The sequence below is a fragment of the Bacillus sp. OTU530 genome (assembly GCF_038440375.1).
On record NZ_JASATP010000057.1, the window covers coordinates 1 to 22,887 of the forward strand.

The following is a 22,887-nucleotide window of genomic DNA, read 5'->3' on the forward strand; positions in this document are numbered from 1 at the left end:
GCTTCCTTAATCTTTTTTAATTGTCTATAGGTTATCTAGAAGCAATTGTAACGGTTGTTTGTAATTGAATTTCTACATTACCTCGAATTGCTCGGCTAATCATACAGGAATTTTCTGCTTTCTCAGCAAGTCTATGTGCCAATCTTTTGTCTCGGTCGGAGGCATCTTGTTTCAATATAATTTCAGGACGATGGATAATTTTCTTATACGTAATTATACCTTTGGTTACATCGACAATTCCTTCTGACATCATCGTTAAACCAGCCTTATCCAATTGGCTACGTTCCATCATAGCAGCTAGAGTAATGATATAACAGGTTGCTGCTGCGCCAAGAAGCATTTCGTCTGGATTGGTTCCTATACCGGGACCATCCATTTCTGATGGGACAGAGATTTTTGTTATTAAATTGCCGGTTTCGATTTCTCCCACATCATTACGTAATCCAGGCCAGGTTGCTTTTAAATGAAAACTATGTTCTGCCATTTTTCTTCCTCCTTGCACTTGTATCTTTTAGTGTAAAGTATTTAAATAAGGAAGATAAGTTATTTTCTAATGAAGAATCATTTCATACGATCAGGCAACTATGGAATACAAAAATGCAGAAAGTATTAAGTGACGATATTGAAATTCATTTTGTAGAGATTCCAAAGCTTGTGAAACAGTGGCATGAAGAAAAAGTGAATCCGTGGGAAAATGTATTTGTTCGTTGGATGTTATTATTACCGGCACAGGAAGATGAATATTTAACCCGAATATTGGAGGAGATTGCGATGAATCAAGATCCAATTTTGCAAAAAGCAATGAATAAATGGGAACATAGGAGTCATGAATCTTCTTTCCGCTTTGCATATGAAGCATGTGAAACACTTTTACTCGATGAACAAGCTAAGTTAGCTCATGCTCGTGAAGAAGGCGTTGAACAAGGAAAAATTCAATTAATTCGTGGTATGCATAAGAATGGTATGCCGTTAGAAGACATTGTAAAATTCACAGGTCTAAATACAGAAGAAATACGAAAATTATTATCGTAATACATCTAATTACAAAAGCTTTGCAAAAAATCCCGCAAAGCTTTTTATTATTGGATCCTCATTCTTTTTCCCTGAAAGGGTTGAATATGTTTTGTGTTTTTTGTTGTGTAAGGATCTATGGAGTTAATTGTTGAAAGTCAGCGGCATGTACTGAATGAACGAGATTAATAGTATGAACGTACATAAAATTGCTAAAACAGATTCAGAAATTACCATTCTCCTTATTTCAATATTCATGTATGAAAAGGATTTTTCCATTCCATGAGTACGCCATAATTGGAAGACTCTGTATCCTCCAGATAGTTATCTACTATTTTAACAGGGGTACGGCCGCAGCGAAGCAAGAAGGTGATGACAGGATCTTTTAGTTCTCCTTTTACGATCGCTTCGAGGTATTGCTTTGGCGTCATTTCCCTTGCTTTTTTATAGTATCCCGGCATTCTTCCACCGCCTAATAGCCGGTCCAGCCTCTTATGAACCACAACATCATACATGGCTAGCATCAACCATTTTCCTAATCCTAATTTTCGATAGGAAGGCCGCACGCTAATATCAACGACATAAAGCGTATTTCCATGAGGATTATGATTGCTAATATAGCCATTATCCGTAATGCCTTCCCATGTATGATCCGGATGCTTCGGGTCAAAGTCAACAAGCAGCCCAGTCATTGAACCTGCAATCTCTCCATTTATCTCAATACATAACGCTCCCTCAGGAAACAAAGTAACATGGTTGTGCAATTGTTCCTTGTTCCACCATAGTTCAGATGGAAATGGTGGAGGGAAGCTTTCCTGTTGAATGCGAATTAAACCAGAAAAATCCTTTTCTTTATAATTACGGATCACTGCCGGGACAGGACGATCCTCGTCGAAGACAAAAAACTCTTTTCGATACATGGCGACTCCTCCTTATTTACACTTGTGCAGTGAGTTTTTTCTTGGGTTTCCAATCTGGATAAAGATTTGTGTGGCAATCACGCCATGTGGTGACAGAACCACTTTCACGAACCTGATACAACAGTTTTAAGTTTAAATTAGCTGTTACAACTATATTTTGATTGATTTCCCCTTCTATTAGAATATTGCGGGGGAGGGAATGGGATATCGTTTGGCGTAATCACTGCTGCTTGTCCAAAGTTGGTCGGCATAAATTGGTTACTATAGGATATCCATAAGAAACGCCATCCTTTTCTACAATTCTAAGAAAGGATAGCGTATTTTTCTTCATTTTGGGGTATTGAATTCACTTAGCTTGATGATGATGGCCGATACTCCTTTATAAAAAGCACGTCATCTTTTATTAGGAATATAGGGAAAGATGACGTGCTTTGGAGCTGGAGGATAAAATGTTAATCTGTTTCATAATTTATAAACTTTTTAGGAGAAGCTATATAATATAAGGTTATTCGAGATTAGCGTGTCTACTAAACATAGTAGTAGAGTCCAACCCTTTTTTCTCCATCAGTCTCAAGATAACAGCATCATAAAATAATAGGAGGGTTTGCTCAAATAAGGATGCCATTGGCTGTATGGTCTTGTATTGAGCTCCTTCCTGATCTTTAGGCGAACCTGGCAGCTTAACTACAATGTCTGCCAATTGTCCGATAGTTGATTCAGGGGAAATGGTTACAACAGCCAGAGTCGCACCTATGCTTTTTGCTTTCTGGGCCATAGAGACTAAGCTTTTTGTCTCCCCTGAACCAGATGCAATAATGAAAATGTCATCCTTCTCTAAGTTGGGGGTAACAGTTTCCCCTACTACATAAGGATCTAACCCCATATGCATCATTCGCATCGCAAACGACTTAGACATCAATCCAGATCGACCTGCGCCAGCTACAAGAATCTTCTTTGCTTCAAGAATCCCATTTACTAGTTTTTCAGCTTCTTCATCTGGTATTACTTTTCCTGTTTGCTGCAGCTCTTTTATGATTTCAGTTAAATATTGAGTAGTTTGCATGATTGTCATGCCCCCCTTTAAGCAAGGATTTCTTGCTTAACGAGCCTTTGCATTTCGGAAGCTACTGCTTTTTTATCTTGCTGACCTGTAATTCCGCCACCTACAATGACAAGATCAGGCTGTGATTGGACAACTTCTGGAAGGGTATTTAGCTTGATGCCGCCTGCTACCGCTGTTTTTGCATTCTTTACGACACGCTTAATCGTTTGAAGCTGCTCAAATGGGCTTTCTCCTTCAGCTTGAAGATCATAGCCTGTATGTACACAAATATAATCAACACCAAGCGCATCTACTTCTTTGGCACGCTGCTCAAGATCCTTTACATTAATCATATCAATCAGGATTTGTACACCTTGTTTCTTTGCTTCTTCTACTGCCCCTTTAATGGTAGAATCATCAGTTGCTCCTAGTACGGTAATAATATCAGCGCCAGCTTCAGATGCTTTCATTACTTCGTATGCACCTGCATCCATAATTTTCAGATCAGCTAATACTTTTAAAGAAGGAAAAGCCTCTTTGATTTCCTTCACAGCTCGAAGGCCTTCATTAATAACAACAGGTGTACCAATTTCTACGATATCAATGTGCTCCTCAACCTCTTTGACTACTTGCTTCGCTTCTGGAATGTTTACAAGATCTAACGCTAATTGAAGTTCCATGAATTCTTCACTCCTTAAGTAATTTTGGTTTTTATTTGCTACAACTTCATTCTAGATTTGTAATCCCCAAAAAAAAAGTACGCACTTTAAAATCATATAGTTACTAAAAGTATATTGTAAAAACACTGTTACCTATGGACGACCATATAAGGACATTTCAATTGTTTATCTAATTCATGAACAACAGTATATTTTTTTACACTATATGACAGTAAAGTGCGTACTTACAAATGTGTATTGTAAACATTATACTGGGGTCAGTACAGGTGATTGTTAAAAAATCCCTGTTGATGGAAAGGAAAAAGAAGGAGGGGAGAAAGTTAATGAGTGAATTAACTATTCCGCACAAGGGTTATCTAGAGGGAGGGTCCTTTCATGTCTCAGAGATGTTGGAATTGGACCCCATGACTTTTGTTTTATTTGGGGCAACAGGGGATTTGGCTAAAAGAAAGATTTTTCCTTCTCTATATAATTTATTTTTGGATGGAAAACTCCCTAGTTCATTTTCAGTGATTGGATTAGGTAGAAGAGAGTGGTCTGATTATACATTTCAAACCCACATAGAACAATCTTTAAAAACGTTTTCTAGACGTCTGCCAAATGAAACTTTCAGAATGGAGGAGTTTCTTCGCACATTTAAGTATTGTTCTTTAGATGTAACGGAGTATGACGGATATCAAAAGCTGCTTGAAACCATTCAAAGAAGAGAAAAACAGTTAGAAATTCCTGAAAATCGTATGTTTTATTTATCTGTTGCACCGGAGTTCGTGGATGTCATTATTTCAAATATTAAAGAAAGTGGACTGAAATCTGGAAGTGGATGGAAGCGCCTGATTATAGAAAAGCCATTCGGACATGATTTAAAGTCAGCTCAGGACTTAAATGAAAAATTAAGTCGAGCATTTGAGGAAGAAGAGATCTACCGTATTGATCATTATCTTGGAAAGCCAATGGTTCAGAACCTGGAAGTATTAGGGCTTGTTAATCCTATGATTCAAGCATTGTGGAATAATCAGTACATTGCCAATGTGCAGATTACGGCCAGTGAGACAGTTGGAGTGGAAGAGAGAGCAGATTATTATGATCAGGTAGGAGCTATCCGGGATATGTTTCAAAATCATTTACTACAATTGTTAATGATGACTGCTATGCAGCTTCCAGAAAAAATCAATGCCAAAGAGATTGGCAATGAGAAGAGAAGAATTATGGAGTTTCTTCGGCCGTTGCGAAAAGAAAATGTTGTTACAAATATTGTTCGCGGGCAATATATATCGGGAAAAGTTCAGGGAACACCAGTTGTTGGATATACACAGGAGCCCGGGATTAAGGATTCTTCAATGAATGATACATTTATTGCAGCTCGTTTATGGATTGAAGATCCCTTTTGGAGTGGAGTCCCATTCTATATCCGTACAGGAAAAAGAATGAAGGAAAAATTGACACGTATTGTGATTGAGTTCAAAAATCCATTAAAAGATTTATATACATCTCAAAATAAAGTAGCATCTCCTAACCTTTTAGTGATTCAAATCAATCCGAACGAGGGGATTTCATTGCAATTAAATATGAAAAATCCATTAACGAATCAGATTGAACCCGTCAATATAGATTTTTCAGCTAGTTCAAAACATGTACCAGAGGCTTATGAACTCTTGTTGTTTGATGCTTTACGTGGTGATTCGACTTTCTTTGCTCATTGGAAAGAAGTTGAACTATCTTGGGAATGGGTACAACCAATCCTAGAGGCATTTGGGGAAAATATTACTCCACTTTATGCTTATCATTCAGGTTCAATGGGACCAGATGCTTCTGATCAATTGTTACAGGAGGACGGTTTTAAGTGGTGGGAATCGTAAACTATCGTATGGAAGAAATTTTGCTGAAGAATCTTAGGCTTGTAAATAACTAACCACAGGTATTTGGTGGGAAAAGGATGAAAAAACAGAAAGTAAATAGTTCCGTTCCAGTAATTAATTTTTTTACAAAGTTACGCTTCGGGGGGGTTTTTGATATGAAGATAGGATTAATTGGCCTAGGAAAAATGGGATTCAATCTAGGTAAAAATTTAATAGATTATCAGAATGAAGTGGTGGCTTTTGATCCAAATCAACAGGCCGTAGAGGAAATGGAGAAGCATGGAGCTAAAGGTACTTCTAATTTACTAGAACTTGTTCAATCACTTGAGCAGCCAAGAGTTCTTTGGCTAATGGTCCCACATACAGCTGTTGATTCAGTGATTAATGAGGTTACACCATTTTTAAATAGCGGTGATATTATCATTGAGGCTGGAAATTCCCATTATAAGGAATCGATTCGTCGTTACAATCAGTTAAAGAAATATGGTATTAGCATTATGGATGTTGGGACCTCTGGTGGGATAGAAGGTGCCCGTAATGGAGCTTGTTACATGGTTGGGGGGGATATTGAATCTTGGAACGTGGTGGAAGCTATTTTTCGTGATACGGCGGTAGAAAATGGATATATATATGCAGGAAGAGCAGGAAGCGGTCATTTTTTAAAAATGGTTCATAATGGGATTGAATATGGGATGATGGCTGCTATTGGTGAAGGATTTGAGATATTAGAACAAAGTGAATTTGAGTATGACTACGAAAAAGTGGCGAGAGTATGGAATAATGGATCAGTTATTCGTTCTTGGCTCATGGAGTTAACAGAGCGTGCTTTTTCCAAGGATGCAAAACTGGAGGAAATCAAAGGAATTATGCATTCCTCCGGTGAAGGAAAATGGACGGTTGAAACAGCATTAGATCTGCAAACATCCACCCCTGTCATTGCTCTGGCCCTATTGATGCGTTACCGTTCTTTAAAAAACGATACCTTTACAGGCAAGGTCGTAGCTGCTCTACGTAACGAATTTGGGGGGCACGCTGTAGAAAAGGATGAGAACACTGTAGGCGTGTAGACTAGATCATGATTTGAAAAGTTCAATGTTTTATATAAAAAGTGGGCTTCTTTAAATTCTTTTATGGGGTGAATATGGTGCTGTTTAATGATGTGAAAAGCCATGAAATAAATAAAGAGGAAAACGTTGATCCAATAACATATTCAAGGACCAATCCTTTTCATGCAAAAGTTCTTGCTAATAAAAATTTGAATGGGCCTGGCTCTCATAAAGAAACGCGGCATATAGAGCTTTCATTAGAAGGTTCCGGGTTATCATATAAACCTGGAGATTGCCTTGGCATTTTTCCAAGTAATGATCCTGATCTAGTGGATGCTATTCTTGCTGAAATGAAGTGGGATATGCAAGAAAGCATTGTGATTAACAAAAAAGGTGACAGACTTTCGCTTATTGAAGCCTTGACAACATACTTTGAGATTACTTTATTAACAAAAAAGATAATACAGCAAGCGGCAGAATTAACAGAAAACGAGGAGATTCACCAGCTTGTAACACCTGAGAAAGAGAATCAACTAAAAGCGTATATAGAAGGGCGTGATTTCCTTGATCTGTTACGTGATTTTGGTCCATGGAACGGATCTGCGCAAGAGATTGTTTCTCTTTTAAGAAAAATGCCTCCACGTTTGTATTCAATTGCAAGTAGTACGGCAGTTAATCCGGATGAAGTACACCTAACGATTGGTGTAGTCCGATATACAGCTCATGGACGAAAGAGAAAAGGGGTTTGCTCTGTACAATGTTCAGAACGTCTCAAGGAAGGAGATAATCTCCCAATTTTCATTCAGCAAAACAAACACTTTTTTCTGCCAGAGGATACAGATACAAAAATTATTATGGTTGGACCAGGGACAGGAATTGCACCATTCCGTTCGTTTATCCAGGAACGTGGATTTAGCAAAGGGCATGGTGAATCTTGGTTGTTTTTTGGGGATCAACATGCTGCGTCTGATTTTCTTTATAAAGACGAGTTGGATAAGTATCAAAAGGATGGAATACTTACTAAATTAAATACTGCATTTTCACGGGACACGGAAGAGAAGATATATGTACAGCAGAAAATGATTGAAAATAGTAAGGAATTATTTGCTTGGCTTAAAGACGGTGCATACTTCTATGTGTGTGGAGATAAAAGATATATGGCCAAGGATGTTCATAAGACGCTCATTGATATTATTGAAAAAGAAGGCGAAATGGACCGTGATGCAGCAGAGGAATATTTAACCGAAATGCAGAAGCAAAAACGTTATCAGCGTGACGTATACTAAAAAAGTAATCTCTGTAAATAGAAGTGGGAGTAAGGCGGTGCCAGTCATTTGAGAGGATAGTCAATGATGGCTATTCTTTTTGTTATGTACTGAACATTGTTGTTAAATAGTATACAAAAATCTACTATTTATATTAGATAGGGGAGGATAAACAAATGGGACATGTTTGTAATAAGACATATAACTGCGAAAAAGAATTGACACTTGCTATTATTGGTGGTAAATGGAAGATGCTTATTTTGTGGCATTTGGGAAAAGAAGGAACCAAACGATTTGGTGAACTAAGATCTATGATGCCTGGAATTACGCAGAGAATGCTTGTTAGCCAACTACGAGAGCTAGAAGAGGATCTCATTGTCCATCGTGAAGTGTACCCCGTTGTTCCACCGAAGGTAGAATATTCGCTGACCGAAGTAGGAGAAAGTCTGATGTCAATTCTGGAGTCTATGTATGAATGGGGTAAAAACTATATGGAAACTGTTATGAAAGATGAGGAAGAAGGAACCGATTCTATCTAGTAAAAACACCGATCCTCAGATTCCAATAGCACAACTCTAAAATAAAAAAACGCTATTCTTTTTGTATATGAATCAGAAAGGATGGCGTTTTTTCTATTAGAAATTCATAGTAGAAACTCGGTTAATTTTATATTTTTTCGGGTTCTGGTGCATGCCCATTAATCTAATATTTTGAAGTACCCCCAAAACAAAAATTTTATCTCACCACAGTTGTTTGTGGGAATTCAGTTCATTTTTTTCGTTTTGGGGTAGTTTATTTTTTAAAATTTGACGGCTGTGGGTTCCCCCTAATTTAATTTTAAGCTTAACACATATAGCACCGTCCTTTTTTATGACGGTGCTAAAAATAGAGTTATTTAATAATTGTTTAAGAAGTAGGACATTTTGTTTGTTCTAAATACCCTTATCCCTTCTCTTATTCTGAATAATTCGTTCGTACGATTTTATAGTAGCAAAATGCATACCTTCATGATATAAACAAAAACTGAGTAATTCTTTTACTGTTGATAAAGTAAGACCTGTTGACGTAGTAAAAGGTTTCTCGATAACCTCTTTTAACCGAAGTTCCAATGTTTGTTCGATTCTATCTATTTGATTTTCCGATAATTGGATCAATTCACTAATTGTTGGTAACGCCTGATCCTCCCAATTGGTGGGCTTTGTGCCAGTAGTGAATAATTCCGAAAAGTTATTCGGCATTATCATTTTTTCCTTAATAAAATAAAATGCAAACTTTTCTTGCACAACATATATATGTCCTAGATTCCATTTTATATTATTATTAAATCCCTTTGGAATAAACAGTGATGCTTCATCATTAATTTCTGCCACGCAATTAATTGTGCTTTCTCGAACAAATCTTAATTGTCTAAAAATGTAGTTTTTCATCTTATTTCCTCCTGGGCAATCATTAAAAGAATGGAACTATTCCAGAAACAATTATCGTTCTCCGTTAGTTCAAAACTTTCAATAAGACTTTATGCCAAACTTATCCATTAGCATCTCTTTGAATATGTTGTTGTCAATTTCTTTTTTATATTCTTTTCCATCAATCCATTCGGTGAACGAGGTATCCGTTAGAATTATGTTTCCTCGTTCATTTTGCCTAGTGACTAATGGTTTCTTATTAAAACGAGATTCTGGATGCTCCGATATGATCCTTTGTACCTCATTCAGTTCCGAAAGATTCTTAACTGCAACTGTGGAATCAAAAACATACCCTAGTTTCCAATCATCTTGTTTATGTTCCAACTTCATATACAACAAGTGATCACCATACTCACTGTCCACCTTTTCTACTCTAAATTCACCATTATTGGATATGGCAATGTCCCCATTTAATGGGACTGGCTTTAACGGTAAGTTTCCTCCGAATCCGGTATCGACCAAATATTGTTGTCCATCGTAAGTTATGATATTGACTACATGTGTTCTTCCAGTCGCACTCCACCGTTGTTCAATATGGTCATATGTAACACCCCTAACCAGGGTTGAATTAAAGCCATTTTCAATTAAAAATAAATAAAAAATAGAATTGAGCTCATAACACAGCCCACCCTCATTTCTTTTAATTATTTTTTCAATTAGATTCTCTTTTGTAATGTCAGTGGTTCTATTTTCAATTACGCATAAATTTTCAAATGGTATTTCTCTTGCGGTCTTTTCAAGAACAATGTCTAAATTTTCAAAAGTTATTACTTCGTTTTTTAAGACGCCTATCCTATGACGAAACAGCGTATCTAACTTTTCCATCAATCATTTACCTCCCAGAGGATTGAAGTAGCCTCATATCACAAAAAGGATCTACTTAGATTATCTTGATCAATACCATCTTTCTTAAATTGATGGTGAGGTGACGAGACTTCTACGCACTACTGTTAAGACAAGAGTGAATGAGCCTTTTGGAGTATTTCAGTGACAATATCCTCCGCTTTCTGACGATCCGTAAGCATTCTTGTTCCTTGTCCAGCCCATAAGGACATATATTCCGTATTACTTTGTTTAGAAGAAGCATTTCTAATATCCCGTGTTATCGTATTCTGTGTAGGAAATGGAAGTGGCTCAACACCGCTCGCATCCCAGTGTTCAATGAATTTGTTGACGATTCCTCTAGCAGGACGACCTGAGAATGCTTTCGTGATAACTGTGCTTTCTTCCGTACTTTTCAGCAGTGCATCCTTGTAGGATTCATGTGCTCCTGATTCTAAGGAAGTTAAGAAGCGTGTCCCCATTTGTACACCTTGAGCTCCAAGGGCAAGTGAAGCGACAAGACCTCGACCATCCATAATGCCGCCAGCTGCAATGACAGGGATCTGTACATGATCCACAATTTGTGGTACGAGAGCCATAACTCCTATATTAGCTCCCATTGGAGAGCTAGAAACGTCAAAGGTCCCACGATGCCCCCCGGCTTCGCTACCTTGCGCAACAATCGCATCGCAGCCAGCCTGTTCAGCCTGAATTGCTTCGCATACAGTCGTTACCATTGCTACAATTTTTATGCCTGTTGATTTCGCTTGTTGTATGAGTGTTTCAGGAAGTAACCCAAACGCCGTGCTAATGACAGGAACATGTTCTTCCAATAAGACCGCAAATTGTTCTTCAAAATGATTTGATGAACTTACGCTCTCATCTGAAGCTTGAGAGATTCCTAGTTCAACGCGCATCTTATTAAGTTCATGTTGCACTTCTTTGATTCTCGTGTTGTTATCAGAAACTTGAGTTGAGAAAAGATTGACCGCAAAAGGTTTTTGAGTTAGTTGTTTAATCTCATGGATTGCTTTTCGCAGATCTTCTGGTGTCATGTATGCTCCTCCTAACGTTCCGAGTCCTCCTGCATTGGACACTGCTGCCACCAGTCCTGCCATATTCGGCAAACCAGCCATTCCTGCTAAAACAATAGGATATTTTATATTAAAAATTCGGCACAATTCTGTTGTTAGTTGAATGTTCACGGTTCAATCCTCTCCTTGAAAGTATGATTTGGATAAATAATTGGTTTCATCATGCATTGCAAGTATGTCAAAAAATTTTTATAGGTATCTAAATTGGACCAAATTGTATGATTACTTTTCATCATACAATTGATTCCGGTAAAAATTTGAATGGGACTTACTGATACCTAGCGGTAAGATAAGTGCACCAAGGAGCACGGTGACAGCAGCTCCAAGAATAGCAACTGTGTAGTTTCCGTACCACGAAATGAGTGGTCCCGCAATAAGTGGGCCAATTACTTGTCCTAACCCATAAAAGCTCGTGAGTAATCCTATAATCTTTCGATTGTCCTGAGGATACAAGTCCTTGGCGAAAGAGAAAGTTAGAGTTGTTATCCCCACAAGTGTTGCACCGAATAGGATTGCTCCGATGATTACCGTAGTGAATGAAGGTATTAGAACTGGAATCGCAATACCGATTGCTTGTGTAAGCATAGAAAATGTTAACGTCCATTTTTTACCCCATTTTGTTGCTAATAAAGACCAAACAACGCAAGATGGTGCCGCAGCAATACCAACCAAAATCCAGCTTAACGATGTAATGTTGGAAATATCGGATACCGTCTTTGCGAAAGCTACAAGATATGTTCCCGTAACAATGTATCCCAATCCTTCCAAACCGTATGCAAGTATCAAATATATTAATGATTTTCGAGCTCCATATACTGCTTTGCTTTGAGAGGTACTGGTGTCACTCATACCACTTTGTCTATGCCTCAATAAAAACCAGCTAATAATGCTTAAAACTATGCTGATAAGGCCAAGTCCCTTCCATACTATGATCCAATCACCATTCAAGATAAATAGCGGAACTACCAGTCCTGTTAATGAAATCCCTAAGCCCACACCGCTATAAAAAATCCCGGCTTGTACCGGTGATACACGTTCCAATGCAATGCTAGAAGCTATTATAAAAACAATAGCACTCGCCATACCTGACAAAAATCTAAGCACAAGCCAAATTTGCATGGTTTGGAATTCTCCCATCCCCCATGTTGTAGCAACGCTTACGAATAATCCAATCATCAGAAGTAAGTTTCGGTTTTTAACCTGAAAAAATGTTAGGATCATTGCGCCAATCAAATAGCCCATATAATTACTTGACGCTAAATAACCAGCGCCAGTCGCAGAGAATAATTGATGCTCCATCATGAGAGGCAGGATAGGTGTGAAAGCAAACCGCCCTATTCCCATAGCAACAATCATTGCTGCTATTCCTCCAACCAAGAAAATTACAGACTGTCTCTTCATTCATGCACCTTCTAATTTATTTTTTCTTTAACTACTTAGTCTAGTTTACATTAAGTCTTCCTATCATGTATAATTCAAAATCAAGATGTTAGATATCAGAAAATTAGATACCAAATTTATCGAGGAGGACCCTATGGATATTCAGTTACTACATGTTTTTCTCCACACAGCGCAAGAAGGAAGCATCTCCAAAGCAGCTAAGAAATTAAATTTTGCTCAGTCCAATGTAACGCATAAGATACAACAACTAGAAGCTGATTTGCAGACTCAGTTATTTTATCGCCATAATCGAGGGATATTACTTACTCCCTCAGGTCAAATCCTTGTATCTTATACAGAGAAAATCCTAAATACTATCCAAGAGGCCAGAGCAGCCTTGAGTGACTCATCTGTTCCTTCTGGTCCGCTTCACATTGGATCCATGGAGACAACGGCGGCAGTTCGGTTACCCGAGCTTCTTGCCAGATATCATACCCAGTATCCAGATGTAGACTTCTCGCTAGTCACTGGTCCTACGGAACAACATGTGCATGCAGTTCTACATTATGAACTGCATGGGGCTTTCGTTGCAGGTCCTATTGAGCATCCTGAATTAGTTCAAGAAAAGGTAATGGATGAAGAGATGGTTCTTGTTACCTCTGCATCGCATCCGCCTATATCCTCCATACATGAGGTCCGTACACATACGATGCTTGTATTTCGTAAAGGATGCTCTTACAGAGAAAAATTTAGTCATCTTCTACAAGAAGAAGGTTTATTACCTGTAAAGTTGATGGAATTCGGAACACTCGAAACGATAATAGGTTGTGTTAGCGCGGGCTTGGGCATTTCATTATTGCCTCGTTCCATTGTTGTTGCACACGAACAACAAGGTCGGGTTCGTAGTCATATTCTTCCTGACAAATATTCTTTAGTCACAACTATGTTTATTAGACGAAAAGACGCTTTAATTACCCCTGCCTTGTCGGCTTTCTTAACAGAAATGAGATCTCAATTTCAAGAAAACCCTAAGCGTTGCTTTTAACAGATTTTCTGAAAAGAAGTCCCCTTCCTCAAGGAATGGGAAGGGTGTAGCCCAAATGAGTAGGTGGGGGATGAATGTTCAGTAGGCGTAAGCCTATTTTTTTCTCTTCTTTGTCGTTGGTTATTGAAAATCGAACACATATTCGTTATAATGGTATTACCAATAAATGGAAGTTGGTGTTGAAAATGGCAAATAGAGAAGATGGAACTCATATAAAAGGAACAAAAAAATCTTTACCAGATGGTTGGATCACTTCTGGTTTTCGTTTTTCTATTGTTCCTACTGAAGAACAAGCGATACGCCTAGAACGAGCATTTGGGTGTGAGAGAAAGGTTTACAATGTATATATAGCTGGTTTGTATGAACATTTGGAAGGGATTGGATTTGAAGGTGGTTTTATTCGTTATAAAGTTCCTTCTTATACAACAATTACTGCTCAGTATGATTATTTAGATACAAGCAATGATTCTTTTGTCTACAATGATGCGAAAATGAGGTTTCAAGCAGCGATTCAGAAATACAATGAGGGATATGCAAAAAAGCCTATGCAGTATAAAAAGTCTGTACGTAAAAAAATGAAAACCATGGGTTATATTCCTACTTTTCGAGATATAAAGGGTGTTCCAAAATTCCATAGTAAGAAGCAAGGGAAGTTTAGTTATACTACAAACCAAACAAACGGAAATATAAAAATAAGACAAGAAAACGGAGAATGTTTTTTATGTATTCCGAAATTCAAAGAAGGAATTTCTATGATTCTACATCGAGATGTTCCAGCGGATGGTGTCATTAAAAAGGCGACGGTAAAACGTGAGGGAACTCGATATATGGTCTCCTTGTCCATCGATTATCCGTTCAAGGTACCTCAACCTCAAGAGGATCTATCTCCTGATGATGTAATAGGTTTAGATTATAGTCAGGAACAACTCTATGTAGATAGCAATGGTCAGATTGCCGGTTATACAAGATACCATAAGGTCATTGAAAACCGTCAACGGCGTATGAATCAATCCCTTGCTCGTAAGAAGAACAATGCCAAGACAGATGAAAACGGTACTATTTTATACAGCAAAAACTATCAAAAACAAGTGTGTGAATATCAAAAAGTGATGACAAAAGTAAAAAACAAAAGAAGAGATACTCTCCACAAGATGACGAATCAGATAACCAATGATTATCAGGCTGTTGTGGTAGAGGATATCGATTTACGAAACCTGGCACAATGCTTACGTTTAGGGAAAAAGTTACATGACAACGGATTTGGGCTGTTCCGTACGATGCTAAAATATAAATGTGAAAGAAAAGGAAAATATTATATTGTTGCTGATACATATTTCGCATCTAGTAAAATCTGTAATTGTTGTGGACATAAGAAAGATAAACTTACATTATCCGAAAGGATATACAGATGTACCGAATGTGGTACAAAAACTGATAGAGATTATAATGCAGCACTTAACCTCAAGCAATATGGTACTCATGTTTTGAAGGAAATGGGTGTGTTGTCTGTATAATGTGTATCAGTTTCCAAATAGCGGTAGGAACGCCGCAAATTCAAGGCTATGGACATGAACCGTTAGGTTTGTGAGTGAAGTAGTAATAAAAGAGAAAGATGTTGTTTGTCTTTCGAAGCCCCCACTTCAAGACGCGCAGCGGATAAGTGGTGGGTAGTTCACAGTACTTGTTCTTCATCAGATTTTTCGTGCAGGATATCTCGACTTCAAGAAATGTGAAGCGCGTAGCTCTAGGAGCGTAAGCGAGTAGGTGGTGAATCAGTTGACATGTCTCCAAACTTTGTATCATGATGGTCGGTGAAGATCTGGCTGTAACCATTGAAGAGTTGAAGGAGAAGTATGACATTAGGTATGCAAAGTACAGCTGTACGTCGTTTGACTTGTTTGTTGTCTTTTATGAATATAAATTGGCACAGTCAAGAAGCCTGTTTCCTAGGACCTTGACTGTGCCAATTTGGTTATATGTGCACCTCTTTATATAAAACTATTTAGGTGTTTGTGAAACATTGTAATTTCTAATAAGGTAAAAGCTCTTTTTGAAGTGATACTTCATTCCACAGGATATAACGTGTTCAATTGGATTTTCTTATTCGACTTTCAAGCCGATGGATTCTAATACATAATCATAGAATTTAGAAACGTGCTGCTCAATTGGAACTAAGATTCCGCCATTTTTATATGCTTTTGATGTCATGTTTTCTTGGCACCATTGGCAAGCTTCGAAATCCTGCTCATTTACGCGATGGAATAGTTCGACAGCATCCATTGGCTCAAAATCTGGTTGGGCCATTTCTTCTGGGTCAAATAACCAATCACAAATAACAATCGATCTTTCTGAATTAATCGGAATAATCCGATGCGTAATTACATGATCTGGTGTTAAGTTGATAAATACATGAGGAACAATGGTTATTCCATAATATAAACGATCATCATCTGGAAGCAATCCTTTTAGCATCGGACGATTGCCTTTTCCACTAATGGAGAAAGCTTCCACATCTTTATTGAAGCTTGCCCCTAGACCAGGTTGATTTTGCGTTCCGATACCTGAGCGGAATTCAGGAAGGGCCGCTGTTAATTCGGGATGAATGGCTGAACAGTGATAACATTCCTGAAAGTTTTCTACAATGATCTTCCAGTTTGCTTTGACATCATACGTTTTGCTATGAGCGACTCTTAGATTTTGAATTTGGTATCTAGCGAATGTCTCAAGTTCGCCAAAACGATCCATAATTTGTGAATCTAATTGTTGTTCAACTGGTTGTGGATTTTCAGAAAAGTTCAGCCAAATCATTCCGTGCCATGTTTGGAGGTGTACTTCTTCTAAGCCATAAGTATCATTATTAACCAACTCCTCATGACAGTCACTCGATTTTGGAACTCCACGTAAGGAGCCATCAAGCCCATAGCTCCAAGAATGATAAGGACAGCGGAAAACTCCTGTTTTTCCAGAAGGTTCGCTGCAGAGTGTCGCCCCACGATGACGGCATACATTTAAGAAAGCACGCAGCACATAGTCTTTACCCCTTGTAATCAAAATATTTTCATCCTGAACCTTAGTTGTAATATACTGGCCGGGTGTCGCTACCTCATATTCATAGCCGACAAAAAGCCAAGATTCTGCAAAAATATGTTTTTTTTCTAATTCAAAAATCTCCGGGGATGTATATAATTCCCCTTTTAATGTAGACCTGATTTTACCTTTACCGGTTACAACACTTTGTTCCATTGCCACCTGTTATTCCTCCTTTATGATTTCCTGAAATTTAACAAAGAATATAAGAAAGGGATTATAAAGAAACAAAAACTTACTTATATGCAAAACGCTGCGGGCTGAATAAATCAATTGGATGATTTGTTTTTCCATCTATCGCCAAGTCTGCTAAAATTTCTCCCACAACACTAGCAAACTTAAATCCATGTCCAGAAAATCCGGCTGCAACTGCCACTTGTGGATAATCAGGATGTGCAGAAATAACAAAATGCTCATCAGGTGTATTTGTATACATACATGTTTTTCCTTGTAAAAAGCGACCGTTTAATTGGGGAAGACCTTGTGCAAGGTATTCCCTCATCATTTCTACTTCATAGTCATACACATTACGGTCAATGGTTTCTGGTGTACACTGTTTTCCCTTGCGGAAGAAGGCGACCTTTGCCCCTTCAGCACCTATTCCGAAAGAAGGAAAACCATATAATTGCACATTGTCATCCGCTTCCCATATGTAAATTGGATGTTTACCAACACGGAACGGTTCAATTCCTCCTGTTGGCTCAAAGAACATTTGAATATGACGCTCTACTTGTAAACTTATCCCTAAGTCTTTCAGTAACTGTGGTGCCCAAGCTCCTGCTGAAATGATTATTTTTCCTGCCTCATATGTCCCACAATTTGTCACAACACGTACACCTTCCCCAGAAGGATGTGCCTCCCATGATTGAACAGATTCAAAGAATCGGAGGATGGCACCATATTTCTCTGCATGAAGAAGGTGGGTGTATACACTTAGTTCTGGTCTAACAAATCCAGCCTTTTCTTCATATAATGCGATCGAATTAGGTGACGGATTAAACACCGGGAACCGTCTACGAATTTCAGCTGCCTCCAATACCTCATAAGCAAGGTTCCACTGTTTTGAACTCTCAATACTACCAGATACAGTTAAGCTGTCTGGAGGACCCATCATTAATCCACCTGTAACAGTCAGAATTTCTTCTCCACTTTCTCGCTCAATCTCATCCCATAATTCATACGCACGAAGTAATAACGGAACATAAGCAGGATCTTCAAAATAAGATTGACGAATGATTCGTGATCCGCCGTGGCTGGACCCTTGGTCATGTGCAGGACCAAACTGTTCGAGTCCAAGGACACGTTGGCCTCTCTTCGCTAATTGGTAGGCAGCCGTGCTACCCATAGCTCCTAAACCGATAACAATAACATCATATTTTGCAGACATATACAATCCTCCTAGTTTTTTTGGATTTATTATTTAGTCATCACAGCGGCTTTAGACATGATTTTGGCTGTGTAACGTTGCCCAAAGTATTCAATACTTAATTCGTTCCCTTTATTTACTGTTTCAGGTAATAACAGTGCGTACACAATTCCCTTGCCCATGCTATAGTCATACCCAGCACTTGTTACAAATCCAGATGCCCTTTCTTCATCAAATACAGGTTCATAGCCCATCACAACCATTGAAGGATCATCTAGTATTAATGGAGTTAATAATAGTTTAGGTCCCTTTTCCTTACGGTCGAGCAACGCTGTTTTCCCAATAAAGGATGGTTTAGTAAGATCGACCATATGATCGAGTCCCATTTCATAAGGGTCATGTTCACTCCAGAAGTCTTTACCGTTTCTGAATGAAAGGGATTCGATCCGAAGATTTTCAAGGGCACGGTCTCCTGCAGCAATGAGCTGATATTGCTCTCCTATATTAAATAGTAGATCCCATAGCTGTAATCCCTGATCTAAGGTTGTGAAAAACTCCCATCCTTGTGTTCCGACATAAGAATCGTATATTGCGAGAACGGGAACATTTCTGATAAATATTTCTTTGGCTTGGCCTAGCTCCCATTTACTTCTTGTAAAAGTCCGGGGATCAAGAGAATACATAATCTCACTCGCCTTAGCACCTATTACACTAAGACCGCACGTACTGGCAGTTAGATCTTGAATGACAACACGGTTTGATACTGGTAAGTGTTTTTTGAGCCAGCTTGCTTCAACTGCTCCTGTACAAAGAATAAAGAATGTTGTAGCTGCTGTACGAATCACCTTTATTTCATCTTTTATGCCCGCTAATTCATGCAGCATCAATGTACTCATCGCATGTCCGATTGGAATATCGATATTGCTTGTTGTGAGTTGTTGTAAAAACTCAAGCGCTCCTTCACCACGGATTTCCAACCGTTTTTTTGCTGCTGTCATATCATAAAGTCCAGCATATTGACGTGTATGCAGCTGTTCAGCCTCGATAATTGGTGACCAATATTTGGCGGCCCATCCTGTACGCTTCAAGATCATGTTTTCATACATGGAAACAAGTGAATCATTTGCTTCATACCATTGCGGCTGCTCCCATCCAGATTTTTCGTTAAAATGAGCCCCTAATGCTTGTTGACGCATATAATATGGGCTTACACGCATGTCACGAGATGTTTCAGGTGGCATGAATGGGTGATGAATGTCGTATACTTTTTCATAATTTTCTATGGACCGTTTTTTATAATAGGCCGGGCTTTGAGCATATGTGTCAAAACGATTAATATCACATAACTCCAAATCAAGGGTTGGTGCTCCATTCACTATCCATTCGGCCATTGCCTTACCGACACCGGCAGAGTGGGTAACCCAGATAGCTTCCGCTACCCAAAATCCACGGACTTTTTGTGATTCACCTAAAAGTGGCATGCCATCAGGTGTAAACGAGAAGATCCCATTTATTCCTTTTTTCACGCCTGCTTGTTTTAGTCCAGGAATGAGACCCTGGGCATCTTGCCAAGGCTTTTCAAAGAAATCCTCAGGCGTAAATGGTTTTACAGATGGCATTTCTTTCCCTTCTCCATATTTCGTAATTTCACTAACCTCGACAGGCAATGGTCGGTGTTGGTAAGAACCAATGCCTAAACCATTGAACACTTGACGAAAATACATGGCATTATCTTGATCACGAATCAGCGGGATCGTTACTTCTTCCGATTCGTTAGCTAGTTCCGCTAAATCATTTGAAAATATATATTGATGCGCGATTGGTTGTAGGGGGATGGTAACCCCTACCATTTCACCAATGCGAGGTCCCCAAAATCCAGCACAGCAAATAATCAAGTCAGCTTCAAATCTACCAGCATTTGTTTCAACTGCTTTTACTTGGCCATCGACAACTTTGATACCCGTTACTTCTGTATGACCATAAAACTTAGTCCCACATGATTCAGCAAATGTAGCCATTATATCCACAGCACGAAGTGGTTTGGCAATTCCATCTGAAGGTACATATAGTCCACCTAAAATATTGTCTGGGTTGATGAGCGAGCATTTTTCCACACATTCTTCTGGTGAAAGAACATAAGCCTCCATGCCCCATGATGTTCCTACTCCTGCTTTTCGCTTCAAATCTTCTAAACGTTCCTGTGTATTTGCAACTTCCAGACTCCCTACTGAATAGAAGGAAGGTTGTCCATCAGCACTTAGCTCCTTAAAAGTTTCCACTGTTTGAGAGGCTAATGTAGTCAATACTTTGGAAAAACTAAGCTGGAATACAAGTCCTGGTGCATGAGAGGTTGATCCTCCTGTTTCAAATAATGGTCCTTGCTCAATAACTGTAATGTCTCGCTGCCCCATTTTGCTTAAATAATAGGCAGTACTGCATCCAACAACACCAGCTCCAATGATGACAATCTTCTTTTGCTCCATAACTCTGTATCACACTCCAATTTAATAACTTAATATAATATTATTAAAATTAGTTAATTGCATCTTAATCTTCTGTGTACTACATCTATTAGCTGTGCTAGTTCTGTATTACACTCCACTTATGAAATTTTTTCTTTTGGGGTCGGAATTTTCTGTTCCTTTGCTTCATTCTTTAATTCCTTAAAGAATGACCAACACATGATAACCATAATAATCGCAAAAGGGAGTGAGGCTGTGATGGAGGCAGTTTGTAGTACTTGCAAACCTCCTGCTAAAAGTAACACTACAGCAACCAGTGACTGAATGACTCCCCATGTAATTTTAACTTTATTTGATGGATTTAAATTCCCCCTTTCACTGAGCATCCCTAACACAAAAGTTGATGTATCAGCAACAGTTACATAATAAATTATCATAACTGCAAAGCCTACAACGCTTAGAATAGAACTTGCCGGAAGATAGTCAAAAAACGTAAAAACTGATAAGTCTACATTTGAGGTAATTTTTTCAACTAATTCCTTGTGACCTAAGGTATGGATAAGATGGAGAGCTTGTCCTCCAAAGATCGATAACCAAGCAAATGTACCAAGTGAAGGGACGAATAATACCCCAAGGACAAACTCCTTGATTGTTCTTCCTTTGGAAATTCGAGCAATAAACATACCTACAAAAGGAGCCCATGCAATCCACCATGCCCAATAGTATATCGTCCAACTTCCGATCCACGAGTTGTCTCCAAAGGGTCGTAATCTTAGACTCATTTCCATGAAATTGCCTAAATAGCCACCCAGTGTATTAAAAAAGACTCTAAAAATCTCAGAAGTCGATCCTACGATTAAGACTAAAGATAGCATCAAAATTGATAGCAACATGGCGGTATTGGATAAATATTGAATCCCTTTTTCTAATCCAGTGGAGATAGAGACCAGGAACAGGACGGTTGAAATAAGGATAACGATAATTTGAACATTAACTGTATTTGGAATCTTAAAAAAGTAATTCAGTCCACCTGAGATTTGCATAGCACCTAAACCAAGGGATGTAGCTATCCCAAAAACGGTGGCAATGACAGAAAAGATATCAATTGTTTTTCCGATTGGGCCATAAATTTTTTCTTTTAAAAGAGGATAAAAAGCTGAACTCACAGATGCAGGCAAGTTTTTATTAAATTGAAAAAAGGCGAGAGCTAAGCCAATGACTGTGTAGATAGCCCATGGGTGAATACCCCAATGAAAAAATGTATACTCCATCGCTAAATTAGCTGCCGCTTCCGTAAAACCTTTTCCAGAAGGTGGATTCGAATAATGGGTCACAGGTTCTGCAACACTCCAAAAGACAATTCCAATGCCCATGCCTGCACCGAATAACATAGACAACCAGGAAACTGTCTTAAATTCTGGTTTGTCTGTTTCTTTGCCTAACCTAATATCACCGTATTTAGAAACTAACAAGTAAATGGAGAATATTACAAAAATTAAGGCTGAACTGAGATAAAGCCATCCGAAGTAGTTAACACTCCCCTTAAAAAGAGGATTGACAATAGCCGATAAGCTATCTGTAAAAAAGATCCCCCAAATAATGAAAACGCCCGTCAACAGGATTGAAATATAAAAAACCATATTTTCATTTATCCTTTTTTTAATCAAAAGATCTGCCCCTTTCCTTTAAAAAAGTGGATTCTGATTATTTGGTTGTACAATGCAACTAGTTTGCTATACTTTATTCCTGCCTCAAATGTATGATTTTCTTTTGTACGATAATTTCGTATCCCCTCCCTCTAGATGGTTCAACGATCATTATTGTATTTCTAATTGGTTGGTTATTATCGTATTCGAAATATTTGGAATATTTAACATATTTGTTAGAAAATGTGACATATAATTTTTATTCAGTTGTTTACCTGGATGATCAGAAAAGACCTCCTTCCTTTTCTTATCTAAAAATAATAGATTATGACTCCAAAATAATGAAATGATCGTAATGTGAACCTTCGAAAGAACAAGGGGCGTATGCAACAAATCTTCAACATTTGGGAGACTGATAATACCCATTAATCTAATAAAAGATAGTGCATGATAGGATTGATGGTAGTTAATTGTGCAAAAGAGACTAAGAATGTAACCAATTCCTTTATGGTATGGGGAGGGTATTGAACAGCTGGAATTCTTCGTTTTGTAATTACCTCCTTTCTTAAAATTTCTACAAGGATTTCTCTCATTTTTGATCCAGCTAGTTGGTAAGGCTATTATTGGACACTAAATAAAATTTTACAAGTAGAAACTTTTATGTAAGATAGTGTGAAAAAATATACTGAAGGATAATAA

The 22,887-nt window shown here is 38.2% G+C and carries 18 protein-coding genes and 2 pseudogenes; 7 read left to right on the forward strand and 13 right to left on the reverse strand.

The window, feature by feature from the left end; genetic code table 11:
- Nucleotides 1-31 precede the first annotated feature (31 nt).
- Nucleotides 32-484, reverse strand: coding sequence for an OsmC family protein (locus AAHB12_RS26495; RefSeq protein ID WP_342048206.1), 453 nt, complete (start codon nucleotides 482-484; stop codon nucleotides 32-34).
- Between the two features lie 59 nt (nucleotides 485-543).
- Here AAHB12_RS26495 and AAHB12_RS26500 point away from each other — a divergent pair.
- A pseudogene (locus AAHB12_RS26500) lies at nucleotides 544-1,032 on the forward strand (Rpn family recombination-promoting nuclease/putative transposase); the annotation flags it as partial.
- 233 nt (nucleotides 1,033-1,265) lie between these two features.
- Here the strand turns inward: AAHB12_RS26500 and AAHB12_RS26505 are convergent.
- The 4 genes and pseudogenes from AAHB12_RS26505 to hxlA form a co-directional block, all read right to left on the reverse strand.
- Nucleotides 1,266-1,931 (reverse strand): GNAT family N-acetyltransferase, encoded by a 666-nt coding sequence (locus tag AAHB12_RS26505; RefSeq protein ID WP_342048207.1) that lies wholly within the window; start codon nucleotides 1,929-1,931, stop codon nucleotides 1,266-1,268.
- Between the two features lie 16 nt (nucleotides 1,932-1,947).
- Nucleotides 1,948-2,185: pseudogene (locus tag AAHB12_RS26510) on the reverse strand (hypothetical protein); the annotation flags it as partial.
- Between the two features lie 251 nt (nucleotides 2,186-2,436).
- On the reverse strand, nucleotides 2,437-2,994 hold the full coding sequence (gene hxlB, locus AAHB12_RS26515; protein WP_342048209.1) for a 6-phospho-3-hexuloisomerase: 558 nt from the start codon (nucleotides 2,992-2,994) through the stop codon (nucleotides 2,437-2,439).
- Between the two features lie 17 nt (nucleotides 2,995-3,011).
- Nucleotides 3,012-3,653: a 3-hexulose-6-phosphate synthase gene (gene hxlA / locus AAHB12_RS26520; RefSeq protein WP_342047862.1), complete on the reverse strand. Its 642-nt coding sequence runs from the start codon at nucleotides 3,651-3,653 to the stop codon at nucleotides 3,012-3,014.
- 395 nt (nucleotides 3,654-4,048) lie between these two features.
- On the opposite strand from hxlA, the gene zwf reads away from it, so the two are divergent.
- The 4 genes from zwf (at nucleotide 4,049) to AAHB12_RS26540 (ending at nucleotide 8,359) form a co-directional block, all read left to right on the forward strand.
- Nucleotides 4,049-5,509, forward strand: coding sequence for a glucose-6-phosphate dehydrogenase (gene zwf / locus AAHB12_RS26525; RefSeq protein WP_342048247.1), 1,461 nt, complete (start codon nucleotides 4,049-4,051; stop codon nucleotides 5,507-5,509).
- Nucleotides 5,510-5,664: 155 nt separating this feature from the next.
- A complete protein-coding gene (gnd, locus tag AAHB12_RS26530; protein WP_342048210.1) occupies nucleotides 5,665-6,576 on the forward strand; it encodes a phosphogluconate dehydrogenase (NAD(+)-dependent, decarboxylating) in 912 nt (303 codons plus the stop codon).
- A 74-nt stretch (nucleotides 6,577-6,650) separates the two neighbouring features.
- The gene (locus AAHB12_RS26535) at nucleotides 6,651-7,841 is read left to right on the forward strand and encodes a sulfite reductase subunit alpha (protein ID WP_342048212.1); all 1,191 of its coding nucleotides are present in this window, start codon (nucleotides 6,651-6,653) and stop codon (nucleotides 7,839-7,841) included.
- A 155-nt stretch (nucleotides 7,842-7,996) separates the two neighbouring features.
- A complete protein-coding gene (locus tag AAHB12_RS26540) occupies nucleotides 7,997-8,359 on the forward strand; it encodes a winged helix-turn-helix transcriptional regulator (RefSeq protein WP_342048214.1) in 363 nt (120 codons plus the stop codon).
- Nucleotides 8,360-8,752: 393 nt separating this feature from the next.
- Here AAHB12_RS26540 and AAHB12_RS26545 read toward each other — a convergent pair whose 3' ends face one another.
- The 4 genes from AAHB12_RS26545 to AAHB12_RS26560 form a co-directional block, all read right to left on the reverse strand.
- On the reverse strand, nucleotides 8,753-9,247 hold the full coding sequence (locus tag AAHB12_RS26545) for a DinB family protein (RefSeq protein WP_342048216.1): 495 nt from the start codon (nucleotides 9,245-9,247) through the stop codon (nucleotides 8,753-8,755).
- A 78-nt stretch (nucleotides 9,248-9,325) separates the two neighbouring features.
- Nucleotides 9,326-10,111: an arylamine N-acetyltransferase family protein gene (locus tag AAHB12_RS26550; RefSeq protein ID WP_342048217.1), complete on the reverse strand. Its 786-nt coding sequence runs from the start codon at nucleotides 10,109-10,111 to the stop codon at nucleotides 9,326-9,328.
- 125 nt (nucleotides 10,112-10,236) lie between these two features.
- Complete coding sequence (locus AAHB12_RS26555) at nucleotides 10,237-11,313, reverse strand: NAD(P)H-dependent flavin oxidoreductase (RefSeq protein ID WP_342048219.1); 1,077 nt, start codon at nucleotides 11,311-11,313, stop codon at nucleotides 10,237-10,239.
- A 111-nt stretch (nucleotides 11,314-11,424) separates the two neighbouring features.
- Entirely contained in the window at nucleotides 11,425-12,603 is a 1,179-nt protein-coding gene (locus AAHB12_RS26560) for a YbfB/YjiJ family MFS transporter (RefSeq protein WP_342048221.1), read from the reverse strand.
- 133 nt (nucleotides 12,604-12,736) lie between these two features.
- On the opposite strand from AAHB12_RS26560, the gene AAHB12_RS26565 reads away from it, so the two are divergent.
- Nucleotides 12,737-13,627: a LysR family transcriptional regulator gene (locus AAHB12_RS26565; protein ID WP_342048223.1), complete on the forward strand. Its 891-nt coding sequence runs from the start codon at nucleotides 12,737-12,739 to the stop codon at nucleotides 13,625-13,627.
- Between the two features lie 74 nt (nucleotides 13,628-13,701).
- Nucleotides 13,702-15,141 (forward strand): RNA-guided endonuclease InsQ/TnpB family protein, encoded by a 1,440-nt coding sequence (locus tag AAHB12_RS26570; RefSeq protein ID WP_342048224.1) that lies wholly within the window; start codon nucleotides 13,702-13,704, stop codon nucleotides 15,139-15,141.
- 586 nt (nucleotides 15,142-15,727) lie between these two features.
- On the opposite strand, the gene AAHB12_RS26575 is transcribed toward AAHB12_RS26570, so the two are convergent.
- From AAHB12_RS26575 to AAHB12_RS26590, 4 genes are all read right to left on the reverse strand, one after another.
- The gene (locus AAHB12_RS26575; RefSeq protein WP_342048249.1) at nucleotides 15,728-16,870 is read right to left on the reverse strand and encodes an aromatic ring-hydroxylating oxygenase subunit alpha; all 1,143 of its coding nucleotides are present in this window, start codon (nucleotides 16,868-16,870) and stop codon (nucleotides 15,728-15,730) included.
- A 79-nt stretch (nucleotides 16,871-16,949) separates the two neighbouring features.
- The gene (solA, locus tag AAHB12_RS26580; RefSeq protein WP_342048225.1) at nucleotides 16,950-18,101 is read right to left on the reverse strand and encodes an N-methyl-L-tryptophan oxidase; all 1,152 of its coding nucleotides are present in this window, start codon (nucleotides 18,099-18,101) and stop codon (nucleotides 16,950-16,952) included.
- 29 nt (nucleotides 18,102-18,130) lie between these two features.
- Nucleotides 18,131-20,563, reverse strand: coding sequence for a GcvT family protein (locus tag AAHB12_RS26585; RefSeq protein ID WP_342048226.1), 2,433 nt, complete (start codon nucleotides 20,561-20,563; stop codon nucleotides 18,131-18,133).
- A gap of 119 nt (nucleotides 20,564-20,682) precedes the next feature.
- Complete coding sequence (locus AAHB12_RS26590; protein WP_410777707.1) at nucleotides 20,683-22,182, reverse strand: glycine betaine uptake BCCT transporter; 1,500 nt, start codon at nucleotides 22,180-22,182, stop codon at nucleotides 20,683-20,685.
- Nucleotides 22,183-22,887 lie beyond the last annotated feature (705 nt).